Origin of the sequence: Bradyrhizobium macuxiense, from assembly GCF_001542415.1 — a bacterium.
In the GTDB taxonomy this organism is placed as follows: domain Bacteria; phylum Pseudomonadota; class Alphaproteobacteria; order Rhizobiales; family Xanthobacteraceae; genus Bradyrhizobium; species Bradyrhizobium macuxiense.
This window is the reverse complement of record NZ_LNCU01000081.1, coordinates 178,247-194,266: the sequence shown is the minus strand read 5'-3', so window position 1 is coordinate 194,266 and position 16,020 is coordinate 178,247. Positions and strand designations below refer to the sequence as shown.

The 16,020-nt window shown below is 61.8% G+C and carries 13 protein-coding genes and 2 pseudogenes; 5 read left to right on the top strand and 10 right to left on the bottom strand.

The window, feature by feature from the left end; translation table 11 throughout:
* Positions 1–34 precede the first annotated feature (34 nt).
* Positions 35–1,393 carry an ABC transporter substrate-binding protein gene (locus tag AS156_RS24090; protein WP_066509403.1) on the bottom strand — a complete coding sequence of 453 codons (1,359 nt, stop codon included), beginning with the start codon at positions 1,391–1,393 and terminating at the stop codon, positions 35–37.
* Between the two features lie 873 nt (positions 1,394–2,266).
* On the opposite strand from AS156_RS24090, the gene AS156_RS24085 reads away from it, so the two are divergent.
* Positions 2,267–2,485 (top strand): hypothetical protein, encoded by a 219-nt coding sequence (locus AS156_RS24085; RefSeq protein WP_066509400.1) that lies wholly within the window; start codon positions 2,267–2,269, stop codon positions 2,483–2,485.
* 145 nt (positions 2,486–2,630) lie between these two features.
* On the opposite strand, the gene AS156_RS24080 is transcribed toward AS156_RS24085, so the two are convergent.
* From AS156_RS24080 to AS156_RS24065, 4 genes and pseudogenes are all read right to left on the bottom strand, one after another.
* Positions 2,631–2,822, bottom strand: a complete 192-nt coding sequence (locus tag AS156_RS24080; RefSeq protein ID WP_136626404.1) for a hypothetical protein — start codon at positions 2,820–2,822, stop codon at positions 2,631–2,633.
* Positions 2,823–2,865: 43 nt separating this feature from the next.
* The gene (locus AS156_RS24075; protein ID WP_066509391.1) at positions 2,866–3,195 is read right to left on the bottom strand and encodes a helix-turn-helix domain-containing protein; all 330 of its coding nucleotides are present in this window, start codon (positions 3,193–3,195) and stop codon (positions 2,866–2,868) included.
* A 73-nt stretch (positions 3,196–3,268) separates the two neighbouring features.
* Positions 3,269–3,873 (bottom strand): annotated as a pseudogene (locus AS156_RS24070) (recombinase family protein).
* 1,930 nt (positions 3,874–5,803) lie between these two features.
* Complete coding sequence (locus tag AS156_RS24065) at positions 5,804–6,133, bottom strand: hypothetical protein (protein WP_066509388.1); 330 nt, start codon at positions 6,131–6,133, stop codon at positions 5,804–5,806.
* Between the two features lie 663 nt (positions 6,134–6,796).
* Here AS156_RS24065 and AS156_RS24060 point away from each other — a divergent pair.
* The 3 genes from AS156_RS24060 (at position 6,797) to AS156_RS24050 (ending at position 9,612) form a co-directional block, all read left to right on the top strand.
* Positions 6,797–7,468, top strand: coding sequence for an outer membrane protein (locus AS156_RS24060; RefSeq protein WP_066509386.1), 672 nt, complete (start codon positions 6,797–6,799; stop codon positions 7,466–7,468).
* Between the two features lie 210 nt (positions 7,469–7,678).
* Positions 7,679–7,930 carry a hypothetical protein gene (locus tag AS156_RS24055; RefSeq protein WP_066509385.1) on the top strand — a complete coding sequence of 84 codons (252 nt, stop codon included), beginning with the start codon at positions 7,679–7,681 and terminating at the stop codon, positions 7,928–7,930.
* Between the two features lie 488 nt (positions 7,931–8,418).
* Complete coding sequence (locus AS156_RS24050) at positions 8,419–9,612, top strand: CaiB/BaiF CoA transferase family protein (protein WP_066509384.1); 1,194 nt, start codon at positions 8,419–8,421, stop codon at positions 9,610–9,612.
* Positions 9,613–9,742: 130 nt separating this feature from the next.
* On the opposite strand, the gene AS156_RS24045 is transcribed toward AS156_RS24050, so the two are convergent.
* The 5 genes and pseudogenes from AS156_RS24045 to AS156_RS24025 all read right to left on the bottom strand — a co-directional run bounded on the left by AS156_RS24045 (position 9,743) and on the right by AS156_RS24025 (position 15,173).
* Positions 9,743–10,777 (bottom strand): 4-hydroxythreonine-4-phosphate dehydrogenase PdxA, encoded by a 1,035-nt coding sequence (locus AS156_RS24045; protein ID WP_066509379.1) that lies wholly within the window; start codon positions 10,775–10,777, stop codon positions 9,743–9,745.
* Positions 10,774–12,312: pseudogene (locus AS156_RS24040) on the bottom strand (tripartite tricarboxylate transporter permease). The gene AS156_RS24045 and the pseudogene AS156_RS24040 overlap by 4 nt, the downstream one beginning before the upstream one ends.
* Before the next feature lie 11 nt (positions 12,313–12,323).
* Entirely contained in the window at positions 12,324–12,806 is a 483-nt protein-coding gene (locus AS156_RS24035; RefSeq protein WP_066509376.1) for a tripartite tricarboxylate transporter TctB family protein, read from the bottom strand.
* Between the two features lie 58 nt (positions 12,807–12,864).
* Positions 12,865–13,857: a Bug family tripartite tricarboxylate transporter substrate binding protein gene (locus AS156_RS24030; protein ID WP_066509492.1), complete on the bottom strand. Its 993-nt coding sequence runs from the start codon at positions 13,855–13,857 to the stop codon at positions 12,865–12,867.
* 62 nt (positions 13,858–13,919) lie between these two features.
* Entirely contained in the window at positions 13,920–15,173 is a 1,254-nt protein-coding gene (locus AS156_RS24025; RefSeq protein WP_066509373.1) for a CaiB/BaiF CoA transferase family protein, read from the bottom strand.
* A 125-nt stretch (positions 15,174–15,298) separates the two neighbouring features.
* Here AS156_RS24025 and AS156_RS24020 point away from each other — a divergent pair, with 125 nt between their 5' ends.
* On the top strand, positions 15,299–15,964 hold the full coding sequence (locus tag AS156_RS24020) for a GntR family transcriptional regulator (protein ID WP_066509370.1): 666 nt from the start codon (positions 15,299–15,301) through the stop codon (positions 15,962–15,964).
* Positions 15,965–16,020 lie beyond the last annotated feature (56 nt).

The following is a 16,020-nucleotide window of genomic DNA, read 5'->3' as shown; positions in this document are numbered from 1 at the left end:
GGGGAAGCCAGTTCAGGCAAAGTGCGGGCGCCGGCTATTGCGAGGCGACTTCCTTGCCCTGCTCCTTGAAGACCTTGGTCCAGTCCTTGACCAGGAGGTCCAGCGCCTGCTGCGCCGTGCCCTTGTCGGCGACGACGTAGTCATGCACCCGCTTCTGCATGTCGAGCAGCAGCTGCGCGTAGGACGGCTCGGCCCAGAAGTCCTTGACGATTCCCATCGACTCCAGGAATTGCGGCGCGAACGCCGCGCTCTTGGGGAAGTCCGGCGCGTCGACCACCGCCTTGAGGGCCGAGTAGCCGCCGATCTGCCACCATTTCTGCTGCACGGCAGGCTGCGCGAACCATTTGATGTAGGCGAGCGCGTCGTCCTTGTGGTCGGAAGTTGCCACCACCGAGATGCCCTGTCCGCCGAGCTGCGTGAAATGCCCCTTCGGGCCGGCCGGATTGACGAAGAAGCCGATCTTGTCGCCGCCGACATTCGGATCCTTGTAGAGGCCGGGGAAGAAGGCGAACCAGTTCATCTGCATTGCGACCTGGCCGGACTTGAAGGCATCGAGCCCTTCCTGCATGTAGGCGTTCGTCATGCCCGGCGCCGTGCAGCACTTGTAGAGTTCCTTGTAGAACTCGAGACCTTTGGCAGCGTCGGCGGAATTGACGATGCCCTGCATCTGATAAGGCTTCTTTGGATTGTCGTAGGCGAAGCCGTAATTGTAGAGCACGTTGGTGACGCCCATCGTGATGCCTTCCGAGCCACGCTCGGTGAAGATGTAGGCGCCATAGACCTTCTTGCCGTCGATCTCGCGGCCCTGGAAGAACTCGGCAATCTGCTTCAGCTCGTCATAGGTCTTCGGCGGCGCCAGATCGCGGCCGTACTTGGCCTTGAACGCGGATTGAATCTCGGGCCGCGAAAACCAGTCCTTGCGGTAGGTCCAGCCCACCGCATCGGCCATTGCCGGCAACGCCCAATAGTTCGGCGTGTTCTTCGGCCACTGCGAGTAGCCGACGACGGTCGCCGGAACGAAGTCGTCCATCGAGATGTGCTCTTTGTCGAAGAAGTCGTTGAGCTTGACGTACCATTTGTTCTCGGCGGCACCGCCGATCCATTGGCTGTCGCCGATGATCAGGTCGCAGAGCTTGCCGTGGGAGTTGAGCTCGTTGAGGAAGCGATCAGCGTAGCTCGTCCAGGGGACGAACTCGTATTTCATCTCGATGCCGGATTGCTTTGTGAAGTCCTTGCCCAGCTCGACCAGAGCATTGGCCGGATCCCACGCTGCCCAGCACAGGGTGAGCTGCTTGCCCTGGGCTGCGGCCTCGCCACCTCCGAGACCCCCGAGCGCCGCGACCGCGAGGACCGCGGACGCCGCCGTACTGCGTAGCCAATTCATTCTTCGCATATCCGTTTCCTCTCTATCGTTGGTGCACCTAACCCGCTCGGCGCGCCCTCTCGGGAACGACGCCAAGACTCTGAAATCGAGTTGATGAGCGATGATGGGACGAGACGGACCATGTCCGGAAACGTGACCGGATGGGGTGGGCTCCTCCCACGCATCAGCTCGATGCGCGATGTTTAGTTTTTTGTAATACTAAACGTATTACTAAATTTTGGGGATCGTCAAGCGGGTTTCGCGCGAGCCCCGCGAAAAGATTGTCGCGATCGACGACCAGCGAGGAACCCAGGACTACGCATGTATTCGAGCGCCACACCGTATCGGCGCGGCAATCGTCGCCTCGTCTTGGATCGCAGGACAACCAAGGCGGGCGGTGATCGAAGTGTTTAGCAAATAGACTTTACTGAACGTTCAATAAGGCGCCGCGGGGAGAAGCAGCCCGGATCCATTGCCCGAATCTGGAAGACCGCAGGCCGCACCGATTTTGCGCGAGAAATGTCTTCGCAAAAAACGCCGCCTGGCGCGTTCGCCGTCTGGCCGGTGAGTTGGTGCGGCCGATCCCGGCCAGCGCACGAGCGAAGCCCCGCGTGCGGGCTGGTTGGCACAAGATGACGAACGGCACCTCCCCGGAAGGCTGGCTGTCGCCAATATCGCGACCAGGCTGGTTCTTCCGGAAGGGGCCGTCATGATCGATATCGCAATTTTCGCCCTTGCCTTCGTCTCGGTGCTCACCGTCGCCGCGCTTATCCTCACGGATCATCACGCCGTGAAACGTCATGGTCCCGACCACGACGCGGCGTGATCGCAACAAAGCACACGGGTGCCCGCTGGCGGCCCCGCGCCAATCATTTGCTCAATTGTAGCCGTAGGTTTGGTCCCATGCCAGATACCCAGGCCACGCTGTTCCGGTGCCCGACCTGCAACGCAGACTACCGAGTCGTACGCGTCGAGGCCCCGCCCTTGAACGATCGTCAATTGACCTGCCTGAACTGCGGCGGTCCGTTCCGCAATCGCGAAGGCAAATTCGCGCTGAAATACTTCCGCGTCAGTGACGGCGCCGATGTCAGCCGCAAAGCCGGGCGCCGGTCGAGCTTCTAGGCGGCCCGCCCTGGTCCGTTCCGGGGCACCCGAAGCTGGAACCCCTAAACGTTCCCCGGATAACGACAAAAGGCCGCCCGGAGGGGGCTGCCCTACGTGCAGAGATCGGGACGCGCTGGCGGGCTGGCGTGGCGATGGCGGCTGATCAGAGGCGCCTGCGTCGGAGCTGTTCGATTTCTTCGTCGCGCCGGTCGGCGTCCTCGATTGCGCTCGCCGAGTCGGTATGCGCGCTGACAGGCCGGTCGATGGCGCCGCAACGATAGACGATGAAGCGCTTGCCGATCTTAAGGACAAGGTGGGTTTGGTTTTGGTGCACAGTGGCGTGGATGTCGGACATGGTCGCCTCCAACTGGCGCAGGTGCGTCAGTTGAAACTCCGCATCATCGAGAACGATCCACGGCGCCCCACCTCGCGAGTGCCGCCTCTGCGCCGGCAGGATCGCGCCGAATGCGATAGACGGCCGACCGGCTGAGACCGGTCGCCTTCGCGATCTCGGCGTCGCTGACATCCTTGGCCAGCATTTCTTGCACCAGACGCAGTTGCGTGCGGGAGTAGCTGGGTCTGCGACCGCGATTGGCCGGCGCTTCTTTCTCAGTCATCGCCTCTACGATCTCGACGACGCGGCGGCGCGTGGGAAGATCGAGCGAGCGGAACGCACGAAGAAGCTGGAACGCATCCGCGGCGTCTTTGGCGCGTCGCTCTCTCGTCAAAGATCGGCCTCCGTCTGACATCGCCCGGCATCAAAACCAACGCACACAGGCCCGGTAGTGCCGTTGGTCACATCTATTGCCAGTTCGCCAACGCCGCCTCGGCACCGGCCGGATCGTTCTGGATTCGATACACCGTCTGCCTGCTTAAGCCGGTGGTCTTCGCAATGGCAGCGACGCCGCTGCTCTGGCCGAGCATGTTCTGCACCATCGCGAGTTGTTCGCGGCTGTAGCTCGGCTAGCGACCACGATACTCGTTGTTGGAATTTGCGTGCTCGATCCCGGCCCGGTGGGCCTCTTTGGTGGCCTCGGCTTGCGCCTGAGCGGTCGCGGCCATGAAGGCGCTCAGCGCATCCCTGACGGCCCTATCCACCACATTCTTGGTGGCGCCGTCGAATGTCATGTTGTGGATGATGGTCCGGATCACCACTCCACGGCGCAGGAACTCGCGGATGGTTTCACTGATGTCGTCATAGTTGCGGCCGAGCCGGTCGACCCAGCGGACCACCAGCGTGTCACCAGAGCGCAGCATGTCGAAAAGCCGGTGGCCTTCGGGACGATCCGCAAGGCGCGTCGAGACGCCAGACACGCCGTCGTCGGCGACCACGTCATCAAACTGGAAACCGGCAGCCTCGGCCGATGCGCCAAGGTCTGGTCGACCGTCGAAACTCGGCAATACAGGAGATCCGGACCGCCGAGGCCGACGGCGGCGGGGCGTGGTGATCGGAGGTTGGGGGTACCTCTTCAGAAATCCGACGGCGTGACCAAAGCCACTGCCGCCAGCCTGCTCGTCACCAATAGGATCGCGGCATTTCGAGGTGCCCGTATTGTTCGCGATAGAGCCCGGCGGCGAGCCAGCTAAGCCGCTGGGCTTTTTCAAAATGGCGCGGCGCGATAGGTGGAGGTTGGCCGGGCGAACCCAAGCGGAGGCACCACCCAGCCGCGTGTGAACCTTAGAACGGAGAACCGCGACCAACATACTTACTCGCGGGAGGCCAAAATGGGCCGTCTCGACATTTTATTTCTTGTCTTGATGATTTCATGCGTTGGACTCGTGGGGGCGCTGACCTTGAGTCTGATTGCGCCCTAAGTCCGACTTGGTCGATAGCCGATGAAAATGCCCACAAGCGAAGCGATCATCGCCGTCGTCCTGCTGGTGATATTCGCGCTCGTGATCTGGTATGGTGCCCTACCGTGAGAAATCGGCGGGTCAGTGTTTGCGTGGTAGGCCCCGAGGCCGGCCGGGCGACACAAGCGGGGGCGCACCCGGCCGGCGATGGCCGACAACTCTTGCCAAGGTTCAGTCGACCCGGCGGCCCACCGGCTGCAGGATCAATTGAAGCCCATAGTTCAGATTCCGCCAACGGTACTTGCGGCCAGGCGTAGTTGATCGGTCTCGCGCGGGGACTTACTGGGCTATTGTGGCCCATGCATCCTGAAATAGGTGGAAATCACAACGAGGGCGATGGCTACGACCATCACCCCAGCTTCCATGAGGCGGCGGAGCACGCGATCATCAAACGGCATAGGGCGGTTACCTAGTGCAGGCGAGGCGGTCCCGACCGTGGGGTAGCTATGGGGATGGCCGGGACCGCCCGCCCCAGCACCGCAGAACCGCCGCTGGCGCGCGTTGAACCTCTCCCGGTCTTGCCCGCCGCAGAAGTGCCGGAAGTCATACTGCGGGATGATCGCGAGCGGCTATCCTGCGCGGCCGGGGTCGCCCGGCTCGCCTTGCCTTCTGCATCATATCGGTAGCCGCCGGCCTGAACCGATGCCGCATCGACGATGGCGTCCACCTAGCTCACTTTCGGAAAACTGACGACGATGGAAAGCGCACCCGACTGCTCCACGGCGCGCCCTCGCCGCTTCGTTGCTTTCGGCTGGTCTGTGCAAATCTCTTCGATGGCGCTCTCTGAGCCAGCTGCGGCGCGCATCCCAAAGAGAATATGTTCGCGGTGTCAGGTTGACGGGTCCACGAAATGCACAACGAGCAAATGCCTCGTAGTGAAGGGGTTCGGTTTCGAGCTGCGCGTCCGTGAAACATGCCGGCATTTCAGGTGCTGATGCGCGAGCTGCCTGCTTACGGCGCCGCGCGTGTCGGCGGACGATGGCCGATCTGCATGTGCAGGCAGAGATGCAATGGAACTGCGCACACCGCTGATGTGCACGCGCGCATTGACGGCGAGTTTCGGCTTTCGATAGCATCACCTGTTGGGGCGGCTTGATGTGCGGTGATGCAATGTCGAGAATGGAATTGAGCGCAGAAGAGAAAGAATTAATTATATTGCTACGCGAATGGAAACGTGACGTTGGTGGATTTGGATCGTCCGAGGTTCTCATTTCACGCCGGTGTGGACGCGGATGGGAAATCCGCTTGGCAACCGTTGGCGACGCATTGTGCGGTGCCGGTGCAAGCTTTGGCTTGGCGTGGAATGCGTTGGCGCCGGTGGCCTCAACATCCGTCAGTGTGAGAACTGCTGCAGGATAGCGCAACACCCCGGCGACGGCAGTCCGCGCATGGGTTTGGTGCCACATGCGCGAACACCACGCCGAGGATTGGTTTAGGTTGTTGCGGATTAAATGAGACAGCAACACGCGCGTGCGCACACGGCTATTGAGGGTATGCGTCCCTCCCGGGGCCGATGTGCAGGACCTTGTCGTCACGAAGATTCTGCGCGGCAATGTCAAACTCCATGGCAATCGCTTGTCGCGAAATGCCGGCAACCTCGCCGATCGTCATGATCACCGCGATCAGCGCTTTCACCATCGTCACGGTCGTCACGCGCGGGTCGGTAACAGGGTGCTCGCGCAGAATGAGCTTGATCAGCTTGCGAGCGATGTCGGCGACTTCCTTGTTTGTTGACTCTGGCATCGCGGTTGTCTCCGTTTTCTTTTTCTTGAACGAGCAGCCCTCGTTCCCCGGTGACAACAGCCGACGCACCTTGCGAGTCCAGTGCCGGACATGAGCCGCCCACGATCACCGGGGAAGATGCAGATTGACGGCGATCCATTGAGGCGACAACACGCGAGCGTGCATTGGTTGTGCATCAATTATGATGCAATCTTGGCAGCGGAACTGGTTGCGTTGGCACAAACTGCACTTCCATCAAAAGAAGGTTGTGATCTGATCACCGCATCGGATCGGCTCCGCCTCCACTAGCCCCGGATCGAAAGCCAATCCGACCAAGACGGCCCCGGCGCGATCCCTCAGACACACGCCGGGGCCGTCGAAATCTGCGTAACCTCTCAAATCCAAGTGGTTGCTACTCGTGTCGCGTTCCCTGCAATGTCGATATGATGTTCAAATCGAGGCAACATTGAGCGTGTCCCCGCCGGCTGGTAGAGAGCCGCGCTAAAAAGTCGCAAGCCACCCCGGGTGGCCTCCGAACGGTGCGCGCGATCCAAAGCCAGTTCCAGGAAGACAACCATTGATCCGGCTAAGCGCTTCGTCCGAATGCGGCCGGCAATGCATCGCCAGTGGTGCGAAAGTTCCCACCAATGCCAAGCCTCGTTTGGCCTCACCTGTTGCAGCAAAGTTACAGCAATTCTGCTCGTGTCTGATACGCGATGACCTTGGGGCCAGTACAAAAGTTGGAATGAAACGATGAAGAAAATTTCGCTTGTTGTTGCGACCAGCCTGATCGCGCTCGGCGCGGTCTCGTCCGCCTCCGCGGCCGATCTCGCGCCTCAGCCCTACACCAAGGCTCCGCCGTATGTTGCTCCGGCTCCGATCTACAACTGGACCGGATTCTACATCGGTGGTCACATCGGCGGTGCGTTCGGCGGCAGCGACAACATCCTCGCCCCGGGCTTCGGCGGCGGCAACGACGGCGTGTTCATGGGCGGCGTGCAGGCCGGCTATGACTACCAGTTCGCGCCGAACTGGGTGATCGGTCTTGAAGCCAACTACAGCTTCCTGGACACCAACTCGAGCTTCGCCAATCGCGGCCTCGGCTCGGTCACCGGTCGCCTCGGCTACACCTGGGGCCCGGCGCTGCTCTACGCCAAGGGCGGCTATGCCTGGGCCGACTCGCGCTTCTCCAACGGCTTCGGCGGCGACGGCGGCCGTGACGGCTATACCGTTGGTGCCGGTCTCGAATACCTGTTCACCCAGAACTGGTCGGGCAAGATCGAGTACCAGTACTACAACTTCGGCGACGTCAACGTGTTCGATTCTCTCGGTTTTGTCGGCAGCTTCCGCAACGACCAGCACACCATCAAGGCGGGCCTGAACTACCGGTTCAACTTGGGTGGACCGACCGTCGCGCGCTACTGATCGTTCGCTTAACTCAACCGACATGGAAAGCTCCGGGCCTTGGCCCGGGGCTTTTTCGTTAGGGCGATGGTTGCTCCGGATTGGAAACCTCTTGCACCATGCATCATCTGGCGAAACTCTGGGAGCGCCACCATAGGCGGCCCTAGTTCCCGATCCCGTCGGCTGGGGCCGCCGCGCTCCGGCATCAGGAACTGAAAGATTTGCCGCACCATGTACGATTGGCGTGAACTGGAAGAAGCCCGCGACGACATGCGCCGCGAGCTGACCGAGATTGCCATCAGCGCTGGCGCACTCAGACCTGGCGATGACGGCGGAAACCTCGCGGGCGCGAATGGGAAGGCAGAGCGCCACGCCTATGCGCTTGCGGCCTTTCGCCACAAGCGAGGCGTTTGGCGTTGCTCCGCTGCAGAAATGAAAGAGACATTGCGCTCAATTTTGGCCTGCACAAGTTCAACGCTGTAGCGATCGCTTACGAGCTTCGTTCCGCAACTCGGCGGCGCAGTTACTCGACGACCGCGACGGACACGGACACTTCTTGATAACCTGCACGGCTTAGATCAAGGACCGCCGCGGACCCTACTCAAGATCGACCACTAAGAGCGCGTCGATCGTCCAGCCAGCCGACTGCTCATCCACCATCACTTGGCCCGAGCTATAGTACTGTGCGAACGATGCATCGTACGGTTTTGCCGCATAGGCCGTCAGAAAGACTGCTGAACTGGGCTCGAAGCCGCAGATCATTCTACCGGCGGTATCGAATTCGGCTGGGTCAGTCCTTACCGCAGCAGGAGACCGTTGGCATAGAGACCAGGCTCTACAAATGGCCCGATTCAATGGAAAGTCATGGGAGCTGTTCGGAGACGTGCTAGGCGAGTAAGAAATGATTGATCAGCAGCCAGCAAAGATGCTTGCTGCCGATCTCCACGTTGAGAGAGAAGCGAAGCAGGGCAATGACACAGACGGGTCCGTTGAGCGGAATTCGAGTTCTAGATCTTACAAGTGTCTTATTCGGCCCCTACGCCGCGCAAATTCTGGGTGATTGGGGCGCCGATGTGATCAAGGTCGAGCCGCTGACCGGCGATGCCTGGAGATACACCGGGCAGTTTCGCAATCGTGGGATGAGCGGTCAGTTCATGGCTGTCAATCGCAACAAGCGGAGCCTCGCCATCGACTTGAAGCACCCGGACGGTAAATCCGTGCTGCAACGGCTAATCCCGAGCGCAGATGTCCTAGTGACCAATATCAGGCCGGCCGCCCTGGCCCGACTCGGCTTCGGGTACGAGTCCTGCGAGCAACTAAACCCACGGCTTATCTATGCAGCCGCGACCGGCTTTGGCCAGGATGGGCCATGGGCAAAACGTCCTGCCTTTGATGAGGTGATCCAAGCAGCTTCGGGGTTGGCGTCATCGATTGGATCTGACGAAGAGCCGGAGTTTGTTCCGAGCCTGGTCGGCGACAAGATCTGCGCGTTCGCTCTCGCCGGAGCAGTTTCCGCGGCACTCTTCCGGAGAGAACAAACCGGCACGGGGCAAATGGTTGAAGTGCCGATGCTGGAGACCATCGCGGGCTTCAACAGCATCGAGATGTTCGGCGGCGCGGCATTCGAACCGCCGATCGGCCCGATAGGCTACAAGCGCATGAAGGAACGTCGACCGGTTCGGACCAAGGATGGTTGGCTAACCATGCTCCCATACTCCGGCGAAAACTGGTGCGCATTCTTTGAGGCTGTTGGTCGACCCGAACTGATCGAGGAACTTTGCGTCAAAGATCCGGTATTACGATCGCAGAACATAGACAAGATCTACGCTTGCATGAACGAAATTGGGCCAACTCGGACCACGTCCCAATGGGAGGAATTGCTGTTGCGCCTGGATGTGCCGCATACAGCCTTCGCAAGGATTTCTGAAATTGATCAACAGCCTCACCTCAAGGCGGTGGAGATGTTCACGATCATCGACCATCCGAGTGAAGGAAAGGTGCGTCAGGCTAGACCCTCGACAAGATTCTCGGAGAGCCCGGCAGCTATCCGTCGCGTACCACCCCGACTCGGTGAGCACTCTCGCGAGATCTTGGAAGAGGCTGGCTTTGACGAGCGGGAAATCGAAGTCCTGCTCAACGGCAAAGGAATGGCGCTTGGCAGCTGATGCTCGCCTGGTCATCGAGAGAGTTCAACTCATCTGGCGACAGACGGTGCTCGGGGAAGCTACCCCAGCGAACGATTCAGACTTGGCCGCAGATGCAATGCCTGCCGGTCGATCGCCTTGGGGCTCATCGTCATAGGGAAGCTTTGGCTGTGGCCTTAGCATTGCTCGCGCCCACGGTCGCCATCTCAGCGGCGAGAAGGAGCGCCGCGCGGCTCGCACCGACCGATGCGACGCCCTGCCCCGCAATGTCGTAGGCGGTGCCGTGCGCGGGCGTGCAGATCGGGAAAGGGAAGCCGCCGAGCAGGGTCACGCCGCGATCGAAGCCCATCAGCTTCATCGCGATCTGGCCTTGATCATGATACATCGTCAGCACCGCATCGAAGGCTCCGGCTTTGGCGCGCAGAAACACCGTGTCGGCGGGAAACGGACCCTCCACAGCAATGCCCTCGCGCTGGCCGGCTGCGACCACGGGCGCGATGACATCGATCTCCTCGCGGCCAAAGTTGCCGCCGTCGCCGGCGTGCGGATTGAGGCCAGCCACCGCAATGCGCGGCCGCGCGAAGCCGGCATTGCGCATGCAAGCATCAGTCAGCGCGAGCGCACGATGGATGCGGTCGCCGGACAGTTTCGAAGCAACGTCCTTTAGCGCAATGTGAGAGGTGACCCGCGCATTCCAGAGCTTGTCCAGCACGTTGAACTCGCTGGCGGGCGTCTTGAGGCCGACGACCTCGGCGGAAAACGCGATCTCGTCGTCGTAATCCGGGCGGGCATACCGCATCGCCTGCTTGTTGAAGGGCGTGAAGCAGACGGCATCGACACGGCCGTCGCGGGCAAGCTCGAGCGCGTGGCGGTAATTCGTCAGGGCGAATTTTCCACCGGCCAGGGTCGCTGCCTTCGGCTCGACCTCCTTGGGATCGAGATGGCCGAGATCGACGAACAGCGCATCGCCCTTTGCCGAGCGAAAGTCGGCGCCAAGCTCCACCATCGCCAGCTCCGGCGCAACGCCGGCAACGCGTGCGCCCTCGTCGAAGATGCGCCGGTCGCCGATCACGACGAGCCGGCCACGGGCACGAATCTCGTCCAGCGCCGCGAGTTTTGCGGTCAGCTCAGGGCTGATGCCGGCGGGATCTCCCATCGCGAGCGCAACGAGCGGCTTTGCGGTCATATGATCACCTTCTCCTCGCTTGTCGCCTCAGTGGCGGAGGACGCAGGCTTGCCAAAGAGCCGCGCGAGCTGCAGCACGAGCGGAAGCAGCAGCAGCGCGATGCCGGTCACCACCAGGCACGTCACCAGCTTGTTCGCAAAGAAGATCCCCAGCGATCCCTTGGACATCAGCATCGACTGCCGGAACGCATCCTCGGCCTTGTCACCGATGACGATCGCGAGCACCAAGGGCGCCAGCGGATAGAACAGCTTCTTGAAGAGATAGCCGACGACCCCAAAGCCGAGCATCATGACCACGTCGAGATAGGAGTTCGACACGGAATAGGCGCCCACGACGCAGATGATCACGATCAGCGGAGCGATGATCACGAAGGGAATCCGCATCAGGGCCGCGAACACAGGCACAGTCAGCAAGACCAGCGCCACGGCGACGATGTTGCCGACATACATCGAGGCGATCAGGCCCCACACAAAGTCCTTCTGGTCGACGAACAGCATCGGCCCGGGGTTGAGGCCTCAGATCATCAGGCCGCCCATCATGACGGCCGCAGTGGCCGAACCGGGAATCCCGAGCGAGAGCATGGGCAACAGTGCGCTGGTGCCGGCGGCATGATCGGCCGTCTCCGGCGAGATGATGCCCTCGACTTCTCCGGTGCCGAAATAGCGGCCGCGGCGCGAGAAGCGGCGGGCAATGCCGTAGCTCATGAAGGAGGCCGCCGTCGGACCGCCAGGCGTGATCCCCATCCAGCAGCCGATCGCCGCACTCCGCAGCAACGCAACGCCGTGGCGCGGCAGACGGCCGACCGCCCCGAACACCTCGCGCCAGTCGATCCTGGAGGAGACGGCGCGGGCATGAAACTCCTCCTCGACCGCGACCAACAACTCGCCGATACCGAACAGGCCCATCACCGCGACGACGAAGCTCACGCCCTTGACCAGCTCGTCAATGCCCATCGTGAGACGCACGCTGCCGGAGACGGTGTCGATGCCAATGGCAGCGATCGCAAAGCCGATCGCGAGCGCCACCACCGTCTTGATCGGCGCCGCCCCGCCCATGCCGACGAAGCTCGCGAAGGCCAAAAAATAGACCGCGAAATATTCCGGCGGCCCGAAAGCGAGCGCGACCTGCGCGACCCATGAAGCGAGGAAGGTGATGAGGATAACGCCAACCAGCGCGCCGAAAGCCGCCGAGCCGAAGGCGGTAGCGAGCGCGGTGGTCGGCCGCCCATCGCGTGCCATCGGATAGCCGTCGAAGGTGGTCGCGACCGAGGACGGCTCGCCGGGGATGTTGAACAGGATCGAGGTCACGGAGCCCCCGAACAGCGCGCCCCAATACATGCTGGAGAGCAGGATGATCGCCGACACCGGCTGCATGCCGAAGGTCAGCGGCAGCAGCAGCGACACACCGTTCGGCGCGCCAAGCCCCGGCAGCACGCCGACGAGAATGCCGAGCAGCACGCCGATCACCATCAAGGCCAGATGCGGCACGGTGATCGCGATGGTGAACCCGTGCAGGAGCTCCGAGAGATTGTCCATCGGGCTCTCCCTTAGAACCCGAGAGCGGCGGTGAGCCAGCCGTGCGGCAGCTCGACCTGGAACATGCGCTCGAACACCACGTAAAGCGCGAGCGAGGTCGCCGCAGCGATCGCAATCGACCACAGGATCGATCGATGCTGCGGAATGGCCAGCACCGCGAAGACGTAGAGGGCCGAAGCGATGTAGATCCCGAGCAGCGGGATCGCGGCAACGAAAATAGCGGCCGGCACGAACAGGCCGGCAAGCCGGCGCAGTTCGACCGAGGTGATGGCGATCGGGACGTTCGCAGGCGACATCGCGGGAAGCGCGCCCCGTACAAGATTGTAGAGGCTGCCGGCCACGATCACGATTCCGGTCAGGAACGGGAACGTGCCGGGGTCCACGCCCGCGCTCGACCAACCGATGCCGTTGTCGAGGCTCTGGATCACCACCGCGACACCGAAACTGCCGGTAAGAATGGCGGTCGCGAATTCGAGGGCGCGGCGCGATATCATCGAAGGCTCCAGTCAGGCTTCGGACAACGACATGTCACGCGGGCAGTCATTCGCCGGCTCACTTGACCAGCCAGCCCTGCTCGCTCGCAACCTGTTTGACGTGCTCCAGGTCTTGCTTGATGAACTTGTCGAAGTCGGCGCCGGTGAGGAACGTGTCGATCTGCGAGCTCTTCTCGATATAGTCCTTCCACTCCGGCGTCGCCTGCACCTTCCTCATGAGGTCGACATAGTATGCGGCCTGGTCGGGCGTGACCTTGCCGGGAAGCCAGACCGTCCGCGGCTGCTCATATTGCTTGATGTCGAGGCCCTGCTCGGCGCAGGTCGGAACGTCGCTCCAGCCTTCGGTCGAGGTGATCTTGGGACCTTCCGGCAGGCGCTTTGGGCTGAAGACGCAGAGCGGGCGCTGTGTGCCGCCGCGCCACTGGCCGAGGCTTTCGCTCGGATTATTGACGTGGGAGTCGACGTGCCCACCGGCGAGCTGCACCGCTGCTTCGGCGCCGCTTTTGAAGGGAATGTAGGTGATCTTGACGTGACCGGCCTTCTCGATCATGCGCGTCAGCACCTCGTCGGTGTCTTTGGACTGCGCGCCGCCCATCTTGAACTCGCCCGCTGCGGCTGCCTTCAGATAGTCGCCCGCGGTCTTGTAGGGGGCGTCCTGCTTGACCCAGAGCAGGAACTCGTCCTGCGCCATCGCCGCGATCGGGGTCAGATCGGTGTAGTTGAAGGCGACCTTGGAGACGAGCGGCTGCTGCCACGCGTTTGAGGTGCCGAAGATCACCTTATAGGGATCGCCGGCGGAGGCCTTGCCGTAGACATAGCCCTCCGCGCCGCTGCCGCCGCCCTTGTTGACGACGACGATCGGCTCATCGGTCAGCTTGTACTTGGTGATTATGTTCTGTACCGCGCGGGCGATATTGTCGGTGCCACCGCCCGGCCCTGCCGTCGCCACGAACTCGATCGGCTTCTGCGGCTGCCAGGCCGCAAACGCCGGTCCGTTGCATGCGAGCACGACCGCACTGACGGACAACAGGAATAGAGGCGTCCGACCCATGATTTCCTCCAACTCATTTTGTGTTTTTTGTGTTTCGTTTGATCAGTCGTCTCGGCGTCTGCTCAGGCGACGCGTTCTTTGCGCTCCCTGGATGTCGAAACGATTGCGCCTTCTTTCTCGAGCGCTTCGATCTGCGCCTCGTCGAACCCGTGCTCTGCCAGCACCTCGCGCGTATGCTCGCCATAGACCGGGGCGCCGGAACGCACCTTGCCCGGCGTCTCCGAGAATTTGACGGGAAGGCCGATTGTCTTCACGGCACCGAGCGTGGAGTGCTCGACCTCGACGACCATCTCGCGGGCAAGCGTCTGCGGATCGCTCAGCGCCTCCAGCATGTCGTGTACGGGTCCGCAAGGCACGCCCTTTTCGTCGAGCGCTGCGAGCCAATGCGACCGCGGCCTGGTGCGGAAGCGCTCGCTCAAGACCGCTTCGAGCTCCTTTAGATGCGCCATGCGGTCGGCGCCGGTCGCAAAGCGCGGATCGGCGGCAAGCTCGCTGGCGCCGAGCGCTTCCAGCATCAGCAGCCAGTGCTTCTTGTTGGCACCGCCGACCACCAGCCAGCCGTCGGAGGCTTCGAAAGCCTGATAGGGCGCGTTGAGCGGATGAGCCGAGCCCATCGCGCGCGGCGCGGTGCCTGCGGCAAGCGCGATCGTCGATTGCCAATAAGTCTGCACCAGGGCCGCTTCATAGAGCGACGTCTCGACCCACTGTCCTTCGCCGGTCTTGAGACGATGCGCATAGGCGGCCAGGATTCCCATGCTGGCGAGCAGGCCGGCGGTGATATCGGACAATGGCGGTCCGCATTTCACGGGCGGCCCGTCGGGGCGTTCGCCGGTGAAGCTCATGATGCCGCTCATCGCTTGCGCCACCAGATCGAAGCCCCTGCGATGTTTATAGGGTCCGGTGCGGCCGAAGCCCGACAGCGAACAATAGATCAGCCCCGGATGCTCCTTGTGCAGTGCGTCGTAGCCGAAGCCCAAGCGTTCCATTGCGCCGGGCGCAAAGTTCTCGACCAGCACGTCGGCACTGGCGATCAATCGCCGCAATACCTGCTTGCCGCCATCGGTCTTCAGATCGAGCACGATGCCGCGCTTGTTGCGGTTCATCATCAAGAACGAGGCGGCCTCGTCGCCGATCTTCGGCGGTACCGAATGACGGGTGTCGTCACCATTCGGCGATTTCTCGATCTTGATGACGTCGGCCCCCATGTCGGCGAGCATCAAGGTGCAGGTCGGCCCTGCCATGACGTGGGTGAGATCGACGACCTTGAGGCCGGCAAGCGGCCCCGAACGGCGGGCGGTGGATTGATCGCTTTGCATCGGCCTGTCCTATCGACACCTCTGTTTTTCGCATTTTTGAATGCAAAATTAGCGATTTTCAAGCAAGAACTTGCAATCTTTCGTCTAAAGGTACATTTTTGCATTCAATTGGAGCCCAAGGACCCATGCTTCACGAGGAAGTCGTCGGCCGCATCCGCGACATTCTGCTCGACGGCGAGATCACGCCAGGGGCGCGGATTCCCGAACGCGAGCTATGCGAACGGCTGCAGATCTCGCGCACGCCGTTGCGTGAAGCGCTCAAGGTGCTTGCGGCCGAGAGGCTGGTGTTGCTTCTGCCCCATCGCGGTTCGCGCGCGGCGAAACTGACCGACAAGGACATGCGCGACCTGTTCGAGGTCTGCCAAGGTCTCGAGGCCCTCGCCGGCGAGCTCGCCTGCGAACGCATCACGGATGCCGAAATGGAATTGATTGCCACCGCGCACGCCGCCATGGTGCAGCATTATCGCGAGCGCGATCTGATCCAGTACTATCGCGGCAACCGCACCATCCACGAGGCAATCGTTGCCGCAGCGGGCAATCCGGTCCTCTCGGGACTCTATGCGTCGGTGACCGCACGCATTCGACGCGCCCGCTACGTCACCCCGATGACGCCGCAACGTTGGGCGCTCGCGGTGCAGGAGCATGAAGCGATCCTGAACGCGCTACAAAGACGCGACAGCACCGGCCTTTCTCACATCCTCCGAACTCATCTGCGGCACAAACGCGAGGAAGTCCTGCAAGCGGGATTTGCCGACACCGACAATAGTGACCTGATCCGCGAAAGCGCGTGAGATACTATCTACCGATAATTCTCGGTTTACTGCGCCAAGCGCCACACGCTGACCAC